Below are 17,701 nucleotides of genomic sequence, written 5' to 3' on the forward strand. Positions count from 1 at the left end.
GATGTGTTGCAGCCGCCAGGACATGCGACTGCATATAACAAAAGGATCATAGAATGAACATGATGATGAAAGGATTGACCTACACCGATCAGGGTACAACGGCCTGGAACAATTATCTTAAGCAACTGGATAAAGTAGCGCCTTATCTGGGTGAACTGAGTGAAAGACTGGATATGCTGCGACGCCCAAAGCGCAGTTTGATTGTCGATGTCCCGGTCATTATGGATGATGGTACGGTTCAGCATTTTGAAGGCTATCGTGTTCAGCACAATTTAACCCGCGGTCCGGGCAAAGGCGGTGTGCGTTTTCATCCAGATGTCAATTTGGATGAGGTGATGGCTCTGTCAGCCTGGATGACAATCAAATGTGCTGCTCTAAATTTACCTTTTGGTGGAGCCAAAGGCGGTGTGCGAGTCGATCCGAGCCAGCTTTCCAAACGCGAACTGGAACGCTTGACCCGACGTTATACGGCAGAAATCAATTTAATTATTGGACCGCAAAAAGATATTCCTGCACCAGATGTTGGAACCAATCCGCAAATCATGGCCTGGATGATGGATACGTTTTCCATGAATGCAGGTTCTACGATTACTGGTGTAGTGACCGGAAAGCCGGTTCATTTAGGGGGATCTTTGGGCCGCAGTAAGGCTACAGGCCGTGGTGTGTTTATTAGCGGTCGTGAAGTTGCTCAGCAAATTGGTCTAGATTTAAAAAATGCCCGGGTCTGTGTACAGGGCTTTGGTAATGTCGGTAGTGAAGCTGCGCTGCTTTTCCAGGAAAATGGCAGCAAAGTGATCTGTGTTCAGGACCATTCTGCCACCCTGTATCAGAAAGAGGGGATTGATATTAAAAAGCTGCTTGAATACTCAAATGCCCACCATAAAATTCAGGGATTTTCTACCAGCGATGAAATTTCTGCATCAGCTTTCTGGACCATTCCTGCCGAAGTCTTTATTCCGGCAGCGCTGGAAGGTGTGATTAATACTCAGGTCGCGCAAAATATTCAGACCAAAATGATTCTGGAAGGTGCCAATGGTCCCACTTTGACTGAATCGGATGAAATTCTGAGTGAGCGTCATATTACCGTGGTGCCAGATGTAATCTGCAATGCGGGTGGCGTGACGGTCAGCTATTTTGAATGGGTTCAGGATTTGGCCAGTTATTTCTGGACCGAGGAAGAGATTAATCAGCGTATGGATGCCAGCATGAAAAATGCGGTACAGGATGTATGGCAAAAATCAGTCCAGGCCGGATGTTCTTTGCGTACAGCCGCTTATATTCTGGCCTGTGAGCGGATTTTAATGGCGCGTCAGGAACGCGGCATCTATCCGGGTTAAGCGAAGTTTTTGCAAGATGGATTAATCCATAAAAATGAATGGATTTAATCCATGATGACCTATCCTAAATTTTTGCAATGGATTTTTAAATTGGCTTCTTTATTTAAAAAGGAGCCAATTTTTATTAAAAACATAAATACCTGTTTATAAATAAAATAATTTTATATTTTGACTCTTTTACTCATTTCAACTAGACCAATTGGCTCCTTCGATCTGCTGCAAAGTGGCTCTCGTCTCATACGTATAAAAGCGCAAAATGAACCATATCAGCCAGTCTTTGGCAAATTTCTATCCCAAGATCCGGATAGCAAAATTTACAACGTATGAATCAAGAATGAGGATACAAAATGGACAGTAAACACTCAGCACTGAATGCACGTAAACAGCAGGCAACACCACGTGGTGTTGGGGTCATGTGTCAATGGTACGCAGAGAAAGCAGAAAACTCGACCATTTGGGATGCAGAAGGCAATCAATATATCGACTTTGCGGGCGGGATCGCCGTACTGAATACTGGCCATCGTCACCCTAAAATTATTGCTGCGGTCACTGAACAATTAACCAAATTTACCCATACGGCTTATCAGGTTGTACCATACGAGAGTTACGTTGCTCTGGCAGAACGTATCAATGCACGCGCTCCCATCCAAGGTGCTGCAAAAACCTCATTCTTTTCGACTGGTGCTGAAGCTGTCGAAAATGCAGTTAAAATTGCCCGTGCCCATACTGGCCGTCATGGCATTGTGACTTTTGGTAATGGTTTTCATGGCCGTTCATTCATGACGATGGCCATGACCGGTAAAACTGCACCTTATAAACGCGACTTTGGGGTGATGCCTGGTGGTGTTTTCCATGCCCGTTACCCGGTGGAATCCAAAGGCATTAGTGTTGATGATGCAATTCAAAGCATTGAAGACATTTTCGCAGAAGATATTGCTGCGCATGACGTAGCAGCAATTGTGCTTGAGCCTGTACAAGGCGAAGGCGGATTTAATGTGGTGCCTGCAGAATTCCTGAAACGCTTGCGTGTCCTATGCGATCAAAACGGCATTTTACTGATTGCTGATGAAGTACAGTCTGGTTTTGCACGTACAGGTAAACTGTTTGCGATGGATTATTATGAGACCAAGCCAGATCTGATTACGATGGCCAAAAGTCTTGGCGGCGGTTTTCCGATCTCAGGCGTTGTGGGTCGTGCTGAAGTCATGGATGCACCAAATCCAGGTGGATTGGGCGGTACTTATGCAGGTAACCCGGTTGCTGTTGCAGCTGCACATGCGGTACTGGATATCATTGAAGAAGAAGGGCTTTGTGAGAGAGCGAATGATCTAGGCGCAGAACTGGTTGATGTTTTGCATGAACTGAAAATGTCTTCTAGCATGGTCAAAGAGATTCGTGCACTGGGTTCAATGGTAGCGGTTGAGCTGGAAACTGCGGAACAGGCAAAAGCTGTACAAAACCATGCCATGCAAAATGGTCTGTTAATCCTGACCTGCGGTCGTTATGGTAATGTAATCCGTTTCCTATACCCGCTCACGATTCCGGCAGAACAGTTCCGTGCGGGATTGGCTATCTTGAAACAAGGGTTTGCACTGTCTGTCGCAGCCTAATGAAAGAGTAATGATCATGCTTCAAGCGCAATATAGAGATTTATTACAGCATCCTGATATCAGCTTCGATCAGCCTGCCACGGGTGAATATATTGAAGTCAGAGATGCAGCAACCCAAGCCACTTTGGCCTGGGTGAAATCCCATGACCGGACATCTGTAGAACAGCTGATTGCTCGTTCTCAGCAAGCACAGAAAACATGGAAAGCCAAGACAGCACTTGAACGTGCGGATGTGCTTTGGGCCTGGTTCAATCTGATGCAGGAACATAAAGAGTCCCTGGCTCAGATCCTGACTGCTGAACAGGGCAAGCCACTGGCTGAGGCACGGGGTGAAATCGGTTATGCTGCTTCCTTTATCCGCTGGTTTGCTGAGCAGGCACGCCGTATTGATGGTGACGTGTTGACTCCAACGCTTGCCCATCAACGGTTATTGGTCATTAAGCAGGCGATTGGGGTGACAGCGGCCATTACACCGTGGAATTTTCCGGCGGCGATGATTACCCGTAAAGCCGCGCCAGCTCTGGCTGCTGGCTGTTCCATGCTGGTTAAACCGGCTGAACAAACGCCTTTAACCGCCTATGCGCTTGAAGTTTTGGCCTTGCGCGCAGGTTTGCCACAAGATGTATTGCTGCATGTCAGTGGTGATGCGGTTGCAGTGGGTCAGGTCTTATGTGAAAGCGAAACCGTGAAAAAGTTAAGCTTTACCGGCTCAACTCAAGTCGGTCGTATCCTGATGCAGCAATGTGCGCCGACCATCAAAAAACTCTCCTTAGAACTTGGTGGCAATGCGCCAGTTCTGGTCTTTGATGATGCTAATCTCGAACAGGCGGTACAGGGCATCATGGCCAGTAAATTCCGTAATAGTGGACAGACTTGTGTTTGCGCGAACCGGATTTATGTACAAGATGGCATTTATGATGCGCTGGTAGAAAAACTGGTGGCTGCCGTTGCCAAACTAAAAGTCGGTGATGGCCGTGATGAAGCTTCTACCCAAGGTCCATTAATTGATGAGGCTGCGATCGAAAAAGTGCAGTCACATATTGCCGACGCAGTGAGCAAAGGTGCACAGGTGAAAACCGGTGGACAGCGCTCAAATCTGGGCGGTACATTCTTCGAGCCAACGCTTCTGACTGAAGTTACTCAGCAGATGCGTGTGGCAAAAGAAGAAACTTTTGGACCGTTGGCGCCGTTATTCCGTTTCAAGACTGAAGAAGAAGCAATTCAGATGGCGAACGATACAGAATTCGGTCTGGCTACCTATGTATTTACCCAAAGTACAGCACGTCAGTGGCGTGTAGGTGAAGCCTTAGAATACGGTATGGTGGGAATCAATACCGGAGCTATCTCTAATGAGGTTGCGCCATTTGGTGGAGTCAAGCAATCGGGATTAGGCCGTGAAGGGTCTAAATTCGGTATGGATGAATACCTTGAAATGAAATATCTCTGTGTTGATATTTCTTCATAATGACGTTTACAAAATAAACGTATTCATTAAAAACTGATGAGAAAATATCAGTCTCCAGTGAATCCCGCGTTTAATTTAAACCGGGATTCCTGCGATGGAGCAAGGACTCAATAAACAGATTGGAGGAGGGCATATTTTCAGTTGTTAAGTCATTCTTCTTCTCTAAAATTCCCCTAAATATCAATTAAAGCATCAGATTATCATCAGGATTTAACCCTGATTTCTAACTTTAAACCAAAAGCATCCAGTAATTTCTGCATAGACTTGAGTGTTGGATTGCCTTCAGGTTGTTCCATTTTCTGTAGAGTCTGGGGAGCAATCTTGGTAATTTTAGCCATATCGTTGAGTGTGAGGTGCAACTCGGTACGAATGAAGCGAGCAACCTGATGAAAAGGCCAGTCAGGATTGTTACTGACGGTTTCAAGTACAGACAATCTCTTTTGCATCTGTTGAATCGGAGTCAGTGGCTTGAAGCGTTTATCCATAATTCAGCTCCTCCAATTGTTGGCAAATATTATCAATTCGATACTGGCTATTTTCCAGAATTTCAGGTGCCAATTGCAGATACTGCATGTGCTCGAGTAATCCCTGATAAAGTGGTAATTGTTCGATTAACACCGCTTTGATTTCTTTTGGATCAATCATCGTGCTTTCGGCGATCTGTTCAATGACTGAATGCCAAATTGGCATACCACCATGATCATCTCGCTCCCAACGCGTAGTTCGGGCAATACCATCTGGATGTAGCCACATCGGCGCAAAATCAAATAATGGGGTTAGTCGAATGATTCCATTATTGAAACGTTGAATCGCTGTATTACGGGTATGATTGTCCTTATTGCCTAAAGCGACATTGGCAAGATCACGCTTCAAATATTCAAAGATTTCCTGTTTTGGTTCAGTACAGCATTGCATCAACAGGTTACAGATCTGGTTATGGGTCATTCTTACCCCAAAACCGGCTTTTCCTCCCAGAGAAGCAATACTTTCCTGAGCGATTCTTTCAACCTTCCCCTCAATAACTTTACGGTCGAATCGGGGAATAAATAAAGTCTTGCCATGCAGTTCCAGTTCCTGATGAACACGAAGTCCGAGATACTGGGCAACTTTCATATATAAGGCTTCGTGCATCAAAATTTTATCTAAATTCTGATCGCTGCCACGGCTGAATTTCACTAGCCAATGCTGTTTGACCTGATGATCTGTCAGCGTGTGATCCAGATAGAACAGGTCATCATGACCTTGGGTCAGCAGTAATTTTGGCCACTCGCCCTGAATACCAGAAGAGCCGGCAATAAAAAGTCCATAAGAGGCTAAGGATTCAATAAATTTTTCTTGACGTTCTACGACTTGGTCCAGACTAAAGCCATGATTCTGCTGAACAGGGAATTGCCCCTGTAGCCATTCATAAGCCTCTTTCACCCGTAAGTTACCTATCGGATTGCCTGCACCTGCTTTTAAAAGCGCCCAGTCTGCTTGTTCCTGAGTATTTTCAGAAAAATTAAGCTGACGGAGTAATTCTTTACGACCATAACCTTGAGGTAACAAATCCATCAGGAAGGCCGGCCAGGTAGATTGCAATGTATTTTGCACATTTACCGGTAAATGATAGGCTAGCGCATGCCCATCGCTTAGGTTCATATAAGAAATAGCATATTCAAATAGATATGATGTGCGCGTGGCTGCTTGCCATCCAGTCTGTGGTTGACCGACAACCTCAACAATAGCGCAATCCAGCCATTCATCTTCCTGATAAATCTGCAGTGTGCAATATTGATCCATAATTTTATTAAAATAGTAAAATAAAGTGATTTTATTTATTATATACCTATTTTAATAAAAAACTAATTTTATCTTCTTAAATTCTTTACCATTCTAAAAGGCCTTATCTTCACTAGAATACACGACCCATGAGGCTATACAATAAGATGTATCCTGTTAGAAATCACGATATAACCCAATTCATTCAAAAATGAGTTTGGCTAAAAACCTACATCGACATATAGCTTATAAATTTAATAATCCTGTAATTTTTTAAATATCAGAGCATCTCTAACCCTTACTACCTATAATCGCTTTTTCACTTGAATGAACTTTTAAGCAGCAAATAAAGGACTAAATCCCCGTTTACGTAATAATTTCCGATACATGCTTGAACTCCGATCTGCCGGAAAATGCGCTTCTAAAGATAAGTCCAAAGGTAAATATTCAGGTTTCTGATTTTCTACAATTAAACGATCTTCCTCGAAAATTTTCAGATTAAATGCGTAGGCATCTTCAACCGGTAAATCTTTATCATAATTGCGGCAAATAGGTGCAAAAAGTCGTGTTGAACGCGCAGTCATGGGTGAAGCCGCATTCATGATGACCTGCTTGGCATGATTTGGAAAATGAATCGTAAGTGTTGCAGTAAAGGGTAGGCTCACTTCGAAATGACGTAACCATTTAAAATCTTCCTGGCCACGCTGCTCGATTCCGATCGGATAACGTCCTACACTGCTGATGTAATCTGCATTAAAACCGACCTCCGTTTCTGTCGTACTGTAATCAGGAACTTCTACATCCTCCGGATCGCCAAAAGTGTCTGGATGCACCCAGGCAAAATGAGCCACATCAATAAAACCTTCGAGCTGTCTTCCTGCAAAACATTGAATGTCTATCTGAGGGCAGACCAGTTGCTGATACTCAGCATCATCCCAAAAAGGCATGTTAGGAATATGAGGTTCTGCATCTTTTGTAGCGCTTAATGAACACCAGATCAGACCATACTTTTCTACCGCAGCATAAGTTTTCAAATGGAAACGTTCCGATATTTTATGCTGAGGATGTGCAGGAATACGGTTGCATTTACCTGCACTGCCAAAGCGTAAACCGTGGTAACGACACACCACACCTTGGCCGTCATTTTTCCCCAAGCTTAAAGGTACACCGCGATGCGGACAGGCATCTTTCGCCACCACCAGTTCATCGTTCATTTTATAAATCACCAGAGGCATATCCAGCAGCATGCTACTTGTTGGCTGGTCTGTAATATCACGCGCAAGTGCAATCGGATACCAGTACTGAGCCAAGAGGTGCCAGTCATGTTCCTCGAATGTCATATGGACGGGTAAGTCGGGACTAAACGTGGCGATATTTGTATTCATAATGGATTCTGTGTCGTGACCTTTAGCTGGACTATAAAACAGCAAGGTGTTCTATGAAATTTCAATTAACAGGACATAGGATTGCGTAAATCAGAACACTGACCGGCGATTGAAAACAAATAAGCATCTTTCTAGGTTTTTTATATTCAACCACGCAAATATTGAGATGGGATATTTCTAAGCTTAAATTTCGCTGAAAATATTTTTTTAAAAAGCGTGCTCTCAGTTTCAATGCTCTACTTTGGCGCATAAATTGCTTATCACGCGTATAGAAAATTGATCATTTACTCAGAATCGACAAGGAATTGATGTGACGACTAGCTACTTACGCGGACAAGAACTTATTGACAGCATTCGCAGTGCACCTTATTCGCGTGACCTGATTGGCTATCATGGTGAACCACCAAAAGTGCAATGGCCAAACGGCGCGCGTGTCGCGGTACAGTTTGTACTGAATTATGAAGAAGGTGGTGAAAACCACATTGAACATGGTGATACAGGATCAGAAAAGTTTTTATCTGAAATCATTGGTGCTGCCAGCTTTCCAGATAAACATATGTCGATGGATTCGATGTACGAATATGGTTCACGTGCAGGCTTCTGGCGGATTCATCAGGAGTTCCAGAAACGTGGTTTGCCGATGACTATCTTTGGGGTTGGCATGGCATTGGTACGTAATCCTTATGTGGTAGAGGCGATTAAAGCAGCCGATTATGATGTCGTTTCACATGGTCAGCGCTGGCTACATTATCAGGACATGCCGATTGAAATGGAACGCCAATATATGGATCAGGCGGTCAGCGTTCTGGAAAGCCTGTTTGGTGAAGCACCGATCGGCTGGTATACCGGTCGGGACAGTCCGAATACCCGTCAACTTCTGGCTGATTTTCCTCAAATCAAATATGACGCTGATTACTATGGGGATGACTTGCCATTTTGGAGCACCTTGACCAATCAGGCAGGGGAAACACGTTCGCATTTGATTATTCCTTATAGCCTGGATAGCAATGACATGAAATTCAGTTCACCTGGCGGTTTTAATAGCGGGGAACAGTTTTATCAATATCTCAAAGATGCTTTTGATGTGCTCTATACCGAAGGTGAAACTGCGCCAAAAATGCTGTCGATTGGCATGCACTGCCGTATTTTAGGACGGCCGGGACGTTTTAAAGCACTACAAAAGTTCCTAGAGTATATTCAGAATCATGACAAGGTCTGGATTTGCCGCCGTGGGGATATTGCCGAGCACTGGTATAACCATCATGCGCCATAATCATAAAATATATTGGAAAAGATCATTTTAGATGCTCTTTTTTGAGTCATGTACTTTATAAAAATAACAAACACATCAGCTTTGGCACTGTTATTGCAAAACCAGTTTTAAATAACCAAGCAATATAATCAGGCGATTGAATAGTGCAACTTGTTGAATTTAATCAAGCATCAACAGAAGATGCGATGATCTTTTTAAAGCACTGTGTGCAAATACCCAGCTGGTCGACCGAGCTTGCCGCAAAACGTCCTTATGCATCGCTTGAGGATATTTTGAATGCAGCGCAACAACAAGCGGCGACCTGGAGTTGGGATGAGATTAAAACTGCACTGGATAATCATCCCCGTATAGGTGAAAAACAGGCACAGGCTGAATTAAGTGAAATAGAAAAAGACTTTTCCCATCGTGAACAATCCGGTATTACAGCAGATAAAGATACCCAGCTCGCTCTACTTAAAGGCAATCTTGCCTATGAGAAAAAATATGGGTTTATCTTTCTGATCAAAGCCGCTGGATTGAGCAGTGAAGACGTCCTTCAAGCCCTGAACTATCGTTTGCTAAATGACCCAGAGATTGAGAAACGTATTGTCCATCATCAACTGGCAGAAATTGCCTTGTCACGACTGGCTCAGGAGCTTCATGCATGATTAGCACGCATATTTTAGATACACATCTGGGAAAACCTGCGACAGACGTGGTCATTCGACTTTTTGCTGAAGACGGTCGCCTGATTAGGGAAGCAAAAACCAATGCAGACGGCCGCGTCAGTGATTTCGGCATGACCGAGTTTAAAGCGGGTGCCTATAGTCTTGAGTTCTTTACATCTGCCTATTTTGAAAATTCGGGTTTAGAAACTTTTTTTCCTAAAGCAGTTATTCATTTTTATGTGAAAGATGCGTCCCAGCATTTTCATATTCCTTTACTGATCAGCCCATTCGCGTACTCCACATATCGCGGAAGCTGATTTTATATTTAGACTTTGAGGGTGAGAAAAATGACAGAACAAAGTAAAACAATATCACCTGAACATGAATATTTAGGTGCGGGAAAAAGTGCAGCTTACGGTTTGCAACACGTACTGACTATGTATGGCGGAATTATTGCACCACCTTTAATCGTGGGAACAGCAGCCGGCCTAGAAGCTTATCAAATTGGATTATTGATTGCGGCGGCGCTATTTGTCGGTGGTTTAGCCACAATTTTGCAAACCGTTGGGGTGAAATATATCGGTGCAAAACTACCTTTGGTGCAAGGGGTTTCTTTTGCTGGTGTCGCAACGATGGTGGCGATTGTGACTACAGGCGGTGGTTTGCAAGCCGTCTACGGTGCAGTCATTGTCGCATCATTGATCGGTTTTTTCCTCGCACCTTATTTTTCCAAAATTATCCGTTTCTTTCCACCAGTCGTGACCGGTTGCGTCATTACTATCATTGGTTTGTCTTTATTGCCGGTGGCAGTCCGCTGGATGATGGGCGGCAATCCCAAGGCACCAGAATGGGGAAGTGTCGAGAATATTGGTCTGGCATTGATGACCTTGGCTTTAGTAATTTGCCTGAATTTGAGCCGACAGGCCGCTATCCGTCGCTTGTCTATTCTTCTAGCAATTGTTTTAGGTTCAGTACTGGCCTATTTATTCGGTTTTGGTGATTTCTCTAAAGTTGCGACTGGGACATGGATTCAGGTACCTAGCTTCTTCGCCTTTGGACTACCGACTTTTGAGCTCACAGCCATTATTTCCATGCTCATCGTTACTCTCGTGATTATGACCGAAACCACAGCAGATATCATTGCAGTGGGTGAGATTGTAGGTACCAAAGTGGATGCGGATCGTATCTCGAATGGCTTGCGTGCCGATATGTTATCGAGTGCGATGGCGCCTGTTTTTGGGTCATTCATGCAAAGTGCTTTTGCGCAAAATGTCGGCTTGGTGGCGATTACCGGAATTAAAAGCCGATTTGTGGTCGCTGCGGGTGGCATGATTTTAGTAGTGCTGGGTTTACTGCCCATTATGGGACGTTTGATTGCTGCCATTCCTGTACCGGTATTAGGTGGTGCAGGTCTGGTACTTTTTGGAACAGTCGCTGCAAGCGGGATTCGTACCTTGGCTAAAATTGATTATAACGAGCAAAAAAATCTCATCATTGTTGCGACCGCTATTGCTGCCGGTATGATTCCAATTATTGATCATTCCTTTTATGCCAATTTTCCAAAATGGGTACAAACCTTGTTTCATTCAGGCATCAGCTCAACCTGCTTAATGGCCATTTTACTCAACCTGTTGTTCAATCATCTGAACTTATTTAAAAATAAAAGTACAGCAACTACAGAAATTGTGGCAAAGCTTCCACATTAGAAAATTTAAACCAGAATGAAAACAGTCCAGGAAAATGGGCTGTTTTTTTTATCAAAAATTAAAAATGTTGGCTTTGTTTTTGCTTAATTCAGAATGTGATTTTTTCATTCCACTGGGGACCCTTATTTATGAAATTCACTCAACTTACTGCTGCAACATTACTTGTATTGGGTGCGGCATCCGCACAGGCAAAACCGATCTGGCAAGACTTCAGTGTCACCGGACTTTATGGAGAAAACTATGAGGTGGTCGATGAGAAACAGGCGACTGCGACCTTTGAATATACGGCAAAAATAAAATATGCAGATGTCTTCTTCTTCATTGACCGTATGCGCGGCGCAGATGACTTTAAATCCAGTTATTTTGAATTTTCACCACGTTTAAGCTTGGGAGAAGTATCAGGCCAGAAACTTGCCTTTGGCCCGGTTAAAGATGTACTGGTCTCAACGACCTGGGAAGGTGGAGAAGGTTTTGATAACTTCCTCTACGGCGTAGGTTTCGATCTGGAAATTCCCTATTTCCGCTATGCTAGCATTAATCTTTATCGCGTGAATAATGAGAATATTGATGATGATTACCAGTTGACACTGACCTACGGCGTGCCAATTAAACTGGGAACTGAAGAATTTCTGGTGGATGGCTTCTTGGACTGGTCTACAGAAGAAGATACTCATGACAGCGAGATGAACTGGACCACCCAATGGAAATGGAATGTCGGTAAACACATTTCTCCAGACACCAATTTATATCTGGGGATTGAACATTCTATCTGGAACAACAAATTCGGTATCCCAAATGCCGATGAAAATAATGTCAGTGCTTTAGTGAAATATCACTTCTAGGCAAAGTGATGAAGAAATAAGTTAAAAGCCCTGATAAAAGGGCTTTTTTTAATGCGTTTAAAATACGATCTGGATGTTTTCAGGAAAAGGATGAACATCACAATTTGATCCGCTACCTATACGATCCACTACAACAAACTCGCTGGGTGCTTCAAGGGTCAATAATGGATGATGCCAGGTTCCGGCACGATAATTTATCCCTTGAGAACCATCACTGATAAATACCTGAATCTGACTAATATCGGGCTGTGTATAATCAAGTTCAGGCGCTACAACGATTAAAAATTGCTGGCCGTGCATCGGAATAAAAGCCTGTGATCCTAGAGGATGCCTTTCCAGCATTGAGATTTGAAAAGGAATTGCCGTAGCTTGCATATTTCTAAAAATACTCAGTCCGACCTTGGTGTCACTTTCTACTTCAGCCAGGGCATGATAACGCTCAGTCTGCTGCTCATTGATATGAAAATAATGATTACCCTGACAGGCAATGACTTCTCCAAAAGGCAGAAAACTTTCAGTGCTTAAAGGCTGTATTTTTATACTTTGCATAGACATATCATTGATCACTCAAGCCAATTTTCCCCAGAGACGAATCCGGCTGATGCCACCGTCCGGAATCATGTTGACACGAATATGGGAAATTTTTTCGTGTTGTAAAATTTCATTGATGTAATGATGAATATGATCCATTTGCATAGGTTGGGCTGCTAACAAAAAAGGCCAGAACATGCTTTGTGGAATGAGTTGCTCATCGGTTGCATCCTCAACATAGATGGCTTGAATAGAAACCTCTGCAGGGAAATTTCCCTTAAAATGGGCGGTATCAATTTCAATTTTCTCGATTTGGGCACTGGCGCCTAGAGCCAAAATGCACCAGTCAAATCCTGGGGCACGGCGACGTTTGGTTTCCCAGCCATCGCCCATGTTAATGCCACGCCCCGGATTAATCAGATTGCGTGGATGTCCAAAATGCGCATCGCTATAGGCAACGACACGGCCACCATGTTCGAGTGCCAAGACATCCAGCACTTGATCATGATCTTGCAGATCGATTTTTACCTGGCCATAGACCTTAAAGCGTGCAATCCCCCCGTCAGGATAAATATTCAAACGGACATGGGTAAATATCTGTTTTGCTGAAATCTGAACAATATGATGCTGGCTGGGTCCCAGGACATTATTTTCCAGAATGCTGATCCATTCTGCCTGATCAAGATTTCCATCTGGCGCATAACATGCTTGCACAGCAGCAGAGGCCGGATAATTGCCGCTAAAAAAAGTCGTATCAATATCGAGTGCCTGTATTTGACCCGCAACAGCAAGTTTAATGATGGCCCAATCATAGCCCGTGTGGCGCTTGCGACGGGTTTCCCATCCATCCATCCATTTGCCATGCTCATCAAACTTGTCTTCGATAAAGACCGGTGCCTCAAATTGCAACATGCGTTTTGCTTCAGCAAAAAACTCATCTGAACATTCAAGAATTTCTGCGCCAATTCGGGCATCTGCAAGGTTAGTTAACTGCTGTACTGGAGCAGGCAGATCAAAAATTGGAGCTAATAAGGTCGCCATCTTAAATTTCCATCATTGGTATACGTCACATGAATATGCACTTTTATAAATACAAATTTAGGTCTTCTGCCTTTATAAAAACAGGACATTGAAGGAATTTAAAAGCACAGCGTGTGCCAACTCTTGCTATTTTTTTAGTGCATTTTTTTCAGGATGGCACGTTTTTAGCATTTTAGCTGGCAATGAAGATGAAATAGCCAGGAGGAATAGATGGAGATTGCAATTATTGGGGCAGGCATGGGCGGGTTAACCACAGGAATTGCACTAAAAAAGTTCGGACATCGGGTCACCATCTATGAGCAGGCAGAACAGATTTTACCTGTCGGTGCTGCAATTTCCTTGTGGTCAAACGGGGTGAAGTGTTTGAACTATCTGGGCTTAACTGAACAGGTAGCAACGTTAGGTGGCCAGATGAATGACTTAGCCTATATCGATGGTTTGAATGGCGAGGTCATGACGCAGTTTAGTTTGGCGCCGTTAATTGAAGAAGTCGGTCAACGTCCATATCCGGTATCGCGTGCTGAATTACAAAATATGTTAATGGATGCGTTTGGCCGGCAGGATATTCAGCTCGGTAAAAAAATGGTGTCTATTGAGGATAAGGGGCAACACGTCGAAATCGGTTTTCAGGATGGCAGCACTGCCTCTGCAGCATTATTGATTGGCGCAGATGGCACCCATTCCATGACGCGTCAGTATGTATTGGGCAAACAGGTTGAACGCCGTTATGCCGGCTATGTGAACTGGAACGGACTGGTTGAGATCTCTGAAGATTTAGCGCCCGCACAGCAGTGGACCACTTTTGTCGGTGAAGGCAAACGCGCTTCACTGATGCCTGTGGCAGAGCATCGCTTTTATTTCTTCTTTGATGTGCCATTGCCCGCAGGTCTGGAGAATCAACGTTCGGAATATAAGATCTTATTAAAGCAATATTTCTCTGGCTGGTGCTCCCAGGTTCAGCGCTTAATTGACAGTATTGATGAGCAGAAAACCAATCGTGTCGAGATCCATGATATTGAGCCTTTTACCCAGTTTTATAAGGGCCGTGTGGTAATTTTAGGGGATGCAGCACATAGCACCACACCGGATATCGGGCAGGGAGGTTGCCAGGCAATGGAAGATGCGGTCTATCTGGCACGTGCCTTACAAATTAATACGCTAGGTCTGGAAGATGCCCTGAAACGCTATCAGAATAAACGCAATGAACGCGCCAATGAATTGCTGCTACGTGCACGTAAGCGTTGTGATGTCACGCATATGAAAGATGAGCAAATTACCAAAGACTGGTATGCAGACCTACGGAAAGAACAAGGCCCACATATTATGAAAGGCATTATTAGCAATATTGTGGGTAATCCATTGGATTAAGTCTAATTAATAGCATCACATATCGAGAAACCGCGATTTTAGTTATCGCGGTTTTTGTTATTTAGGTATGAAAATACTACAGTTGCTGCACCTTGCTTTTTAAGGCTTCCATTTGTTCAATCATATGTTTAATCATCAACTGGGAAACGCGTGAAATTTGGCGTTTAGGCGCCACACACAAGGCAATGGTCAGCGGATGCAGCCCTTTTTCAGAGATAGGTTTAAAGACCACTTCATCTCGCTCGACATACGGTAAAACATCGAGATAACTAAAAATTCCAATCCCGGAATTCGCCTTAATGAGAGTATTCATCAGGCGTATATTATTCGATTCCGTTTTACGTGCAGGTATAAATTGATGATGTTTATACAATGCCTGTACATAATCATGAATAATCAGGGGTTCGGCCGGAATAAAATGGTTGTCATTCAAGGTATCTGAAAAATAAATCTTTTCTGCTTGAGCAAAAGGATGAGACTTACCCATCACAAAACCTAAAGGCAGTTCCAGAAAATAGAGGACTTCAATATGTTGATGGGATTTTGGATTCAGGATCAGGCCAAAATCCAGATCTGCCTCAATCACTTTTTTGGCTACAATTTCACTGTCTGCAACCCGGATATTAAAATTAATCCAGGGATAATGTTCATACATATATTGCACGGACTGCATGACAAAACCATCATTCAAGGCAGAAATTAAACCAAATTCGATGGTCCCACGCGTAAGCCCCTGAATTTCATCAAAGCGAATCCGGGTTTGCTGGAATTCTTTTTGCCATTTTATAACATCGGCATAGAGTAATTCGCCCGCCAGTGTCAGTTTTAAACCATTGGGCAAGCGCTCAAATAACATAATTCCCAGTTCTTCTTCAGCCAGAGCAATTTGCCGATGTACTGCAGACACGGAAATGAATAATTGATCTGCGGCCTTGCGTAAACTTCCCGTTTTCGCCACCGCGATAAAATATTCTGAAAATCGGGAAAAAGGCGTATTCATTAATTTAGTCAAGCGAAGAACCACCGTTTATTCATATCAATATTTGAGATAAACGTGTTTATGCGAGTTTTATGCCAAAGAAGGCAGCTTTAATCGGCAAGTACATTTGTACATGGTTGATGTGTTCTAATTTCAAGAATGAATAGTACGAATCATTCTAATAGACAGAATGACAATAAATTCAGTAATTTCAATCATAAGCAAAGCCAAAATTGCACAGTTATGCACTGTTCAAGGCCTGTAAAAAGAGACCATCCACAGTAAGAATATAGGTTTGATATGAACGCCATTCCAGTCATCAATTTATTCAACAAACCCTGCTATAGCCAGTTTGATGATCAGGACTGGGACATTCTGGCTCGTCACTGGTATCCGGTTGCACGGATTCAGGACGTTTCTACCCAACCGCAACAAGTGACCCTGCTTGATGTCAAACTGGCATTGTACAAAACAGAAAGTGGCGATATTCATCTGGTCCGAGATATCTGTCCACATCGGGGTGTACCCTTAACCAAAGGCTGGGTTTCGGGTGAAAATCTGGTCTGTCCTTATCATGGTCTACACTATAATGGCCAGGGAAAATGTATCAAAATTCCTGCACAACCCGATCTGACCAACATTTCTGAGCGTTTTTCTCTGACTAAATTTCCAGTAGTTCAAAAATATGGCTTGATCTGGACCAGTATTTTTGGCCGTGACGAAGCAAAAGCTAATTTCCCTGTTTTAGCTACCTGGGAGATGCCAGATCATCAGGCAATTTTACCGCCGTTTGTGGATATTGCCGGCTCAAGTGGTCGTCAACTGGAAGGCTTTATTGATGTTGCACATTTTGCTTGGGTTCATCAGGGTTCTTTCGCAGATCCTGAAAATCAGGTTGTACCCAAATACACGACAGAACGTACAGATTACGGCCTGCATACCGAATATGTCAGCAGTGTCAGCAACTATCCACATGGTATGCAAGATTTGGCACCGGAAGGTTTTTTGTGGAAACGTGTATTTGATGTTTATCCACCGTTTTCTGCAGTACTGACCGTACATTTCCCCAAACAGGGACAATTAAAAATTCTCAATGCCTGTTGTCCGGTTTCACATAATAAAACCCGTTTATTTGTGCCACTGACACGCAACTTCGATACCACAGGAGATTTACAGGCAGTATATGACTTCAATGCACAAATTTTTGCCGAAGATCAGGACATGGTAGAAAGCCAGAAACCTGAAGAATTACCGCTCGATATTTCCATGGAAGCGCATTTTGAAGCAGATCGCTCTTCAACGACCTATCGTCGAATCTTAGCTGAGTGGGGATTAAGTAAACGTTATGTGGTCTAATATATTTTAAAATTTAAAAATATGGATTAAATTTTAAACAGAAACCCTATATTTTAATATAGTGGTTTTTATTTATATTATTTTTGAATGATCAAAATATTATTTATATCTCCTTATTTCTTAATTAAAATTGATTAATATTTTCAAAATTTGAAAATTAAAATAAATCAATCTAGGCAAGCTTCGATTAGCGAGTTCCAATCTCCTTCAATGAGGAGAGAAAAGAAAAATATCTGTAAGACATTAATCTTTCGGTGCATTACAGGCTAAATCCAATTATTAAAAAATACTATTAATCTATTTTAATATTAGGGCGTGTCCTCATTTGAAAAATTGGTTTTAAATACTTAAAATCCTCCTTTAAGCTCTTTTGATTTCTATATTTTTTCAATGGCACGTA

16 protein-coding genes are annotated in these 17,701 nt (G+C 43.0%); 10 read left to right on the forward strand and 6 right to left on the reverse strand.

Annotated features, from left to right (window positions below; genetic code table 11):
- Nucleotides 1-65: 65 nt before the first annotated feature.
- The 3 genes from NI468_RS09160 (at nt 66) to NI468_RS09170 (ending at nt 4,412) form a co-directional block, all read left to right on the forward strand.
- Nucleotides 66-1,337 carry a Glu/Leu/Phe/Val family dehydrogenase gene (locus NI468_RS09160; protein ID WP_253101490.1) on the forward strand — a complete coding sequence of 424 codons (1,272 nt, stop codon included), beginning with the start codon at nt 66-68 and terminating at the stop codon, nt 1,335-1,337.
- A 347-nt stretch (nt 1,338-1,684) separates the two neighbouring features.
- The gene (gene gabT, locus NI468_RS09165; RefSeq protein ID WP_253101470.1) at nt 1,685-2,947 is read left to right on the forward strand and encodes a 4-aminobutyrate--2-oxoglutarate transaminase; all 1,263 of its coding nucleotides are present in this window, start codon (nt 1,685-1,687) and stop codon (nt 2,945-2,947) included.
- A gap of 16 nt (nt 2,948-2,963) precedes the next feature.
- On the forward strand, nt 2,964-4,412 hold the full coding sequence (locus NI468_RS09170) for an NAD-dependent succinate-semialdehyde dehydrogenase (protein WP_253101492.1): 1,449 nt from the start codon (nt 2,964-2,966) through the stop codon (nt 4,410-4,412).
- A gap of 203 nt (nt 4,413-4,615) precedes the next feature.
- Here NI468_RS09170 and NI468_RS09175 read toward each other — a convergent pair whose 3' ends face one another.
- The 3 genes from NI468_RS09175 to NI468_RS09185 form a co-directional block, all read right to left on the reverse strand.
- Nucleotides 4,616-4,897 carry a helix-turn-helix domain-containing protein gene (locus NI468_RS09175; protein WP_004280265.1) on the reverse strand — a complete coding sequence of 94 codons (282 nt, stop codon included), beginning with the start codon at nt 4,895-4,897 and terminating at the stop codon, nt 4,616-4,618.
- Nucleotides 4,890-6,194, reverse strand: coding sequence for a type II toxin-antitoxin system HipA family toxin (locus NI468_RS09180; protein ID WP_253101472.1), 1,305 nt, complete (start codon nt 6,192-6,194; stop codon nt 4,890-4,892). Before NI468_RS09180 ends, NI468_RS09175 begins: the two co-directional genes overlap by 8 nt.
- 314 nt (nt 6,195-6,508) lie before the next feature.
- Complete coding sequence (locus NI468_RS09185) at nt 6,509-7,558, reverse strand: Rieske 2Fe-2S domain-containing protein (RefSeq protein ID WP_253101474.1); 1,050 nt, start codon at nt 7,556-7,558, stop codon at nt 6,509-6,511.
- Between the two features lie 310 nt (nt 7,559-7,868).
- On the opposite strand from NI468_RS09185, the gene puuE reads away from it, so the two are divergent.
- The 5 genes from puuE to NI468_RS09210 all read left to right on the forward strand — a co-directional run bounded on the left by puuE (nt 7,869) and on the right by NI468_RS09210 (nt 12,026).
- On the forward strand, nt 7,869-8,831 hold the full coding sequence (gene puuE / locus NI468_RS09190; RefSeq protein ID WP_253101476.1) for an allantoinase PuuE: 963 nt from the start codon (nt 7,869-7,871) through the stop codon (nt 8,829-8,831).
- 143 nt (nt 8,832-8,974) lie between these two features.
- A complete protein-coding gene (gene uraD / locus NI468_RS09195) occupies nt 8,975-9,478 on the forward strand; it encodes a 2-oxo-4-hydroxy-4-carboxy-5-ureidoimidazoline decarboxylase (RefSeq protein WP_004729754.1) in 504 nt (167 codons plus the stop codon).
- Complete coding sequence (uraH, locus tag NI468_RS09200) at nt 9,475-9,795, forward strand: hydroxyisourate hydrolase (RefSeq protein ID WP_004646924.1); 321 nt, start codon at nt 9,475-9,477, stop codon at nt 9,793-9,795. Before uraD ends, uraH begins: the two co-directional genes overlap by 4 nt.
- A gap of 30 nt (nt 9,796-9,825) precedes the next feature.
- Nucleotides 9,826-11,184 carry a nucleobase:cation symporter-2 family protein gene (locus tag NI468_RS09205; RefSeq protein ID WP_180038837.1) on the forward strand — a complete coding sequence of 453 codons (1,359 nt, stop codon included), beginning with the start codon at nt 9,826-9,828 and terminating at the stop codon, nt 11,182-11,184.
- A 128-nt stretch (nt 11,185-11,312) separates the two neighbouring features.
- Complete coding sequence (locus NI468_RS09210) at nt 11,313-12,026, forward strand: outer membrane protein OmpK (protein WP_005262971.1); 714 nt, start codon at nt 11,313-11,315, stop codon at nt 12,024-12,026.
- Nucleotides 12,027-12,083: 57 nt separating this feature from the next.
- Here NI468_RS09210 and NI468_RS09215 read toward each other — a convergent pair whose 3' ends face one another.
- Together NI468_RS09215 and alc are read right to left on the reverse strand one after the other, a co-directional pair.
- Nucleotides 12,084-12,581 carry an ureidoglycolate lyase gene (locus NI468_RS09215; RefSeq protein WP_004646920.1) on the reverse strand — a complete coding sequence of 166 codons (498 nt, stop codon included), beginning with the start codon at nt 12,579-12,581 and terminating at the stop codon, nt 12,084-12,086.
- Nucleotides 12,582-12,593: 12 nt separating this feature from the next.
- Nucleotides 12,594-13,598, reverse strand: a complete 1,005-nt coding sequence (gene alc, locus NI468_RS09220) for an allantoicase (RefSeq protein ID WP_253101478.1) — start codon at nt 13,596-13,598, stop codon at nt 12,594-12,596.
- Nucleotides 13,599-13,808: 210 nt separating this feature from the next.
- Between alc and hpxO the strand changes: the two genes are divergently transcribed.
- The gene (gene hpxO / locus NI468_RS09225; protein WP_253101480.1) at nt 13,809-14,966 is read left to right on the forward strand and encodes an FAD-dependent urate hydroxylase HpxO; all 1,158 of its coding nucleotides are present in this window, start codon (nt 13,809-13,811) and stop codon (nt 14,964-14,966) included.
- Nucleotides 14,967-15,042: 76 nt separating this feature from the next.
- On the opposite strand, the gene NI468_RS09230 is transcribed toward hpxO, so the two are convergent.
- A complete protein-coding gene (locus NI468_RS09230) occupies nt 15,043-15,966 on the reverse strand; it encodes a LysR family transcriptional regulator (RefSeq protein WP_253101495.1) in 924 nt (307 codons plus the stop codon).
- A gap of 279 nt (nt 15,967-16,245) precedes the next feature.
- Between NI468_RS09230 and NI468_RS09235 the strand changes: the two genes are divergently transcribed.
- On the forward strand, nt 16,246-17,301 hold the full coding sequence (locus NI468_RS09235; protein WP_253101482.1) for an aromatic ring-hydroxylating oxygenase subunit alpha: 1,056 nt from the start codon (nt 16,246-16,248) through the stop codon (nt 17,299-17,301).
- Nucleotides 17,302-17,701: the final 400 nt, after the last annotated feature.

Origin of the sequence: Acinetobacter lwoffii, from assembly GCF_024129355.1 — a bacterium.
In the GTDB taxonomy this organism is placed as follows: domain Bacteria; phylum Pseudomonadota; class Gammaproteobacteria; order Pseudomonadales; family Moraxellaceae; genus Acinetobacter; species Acinetobacter lwoffii_I.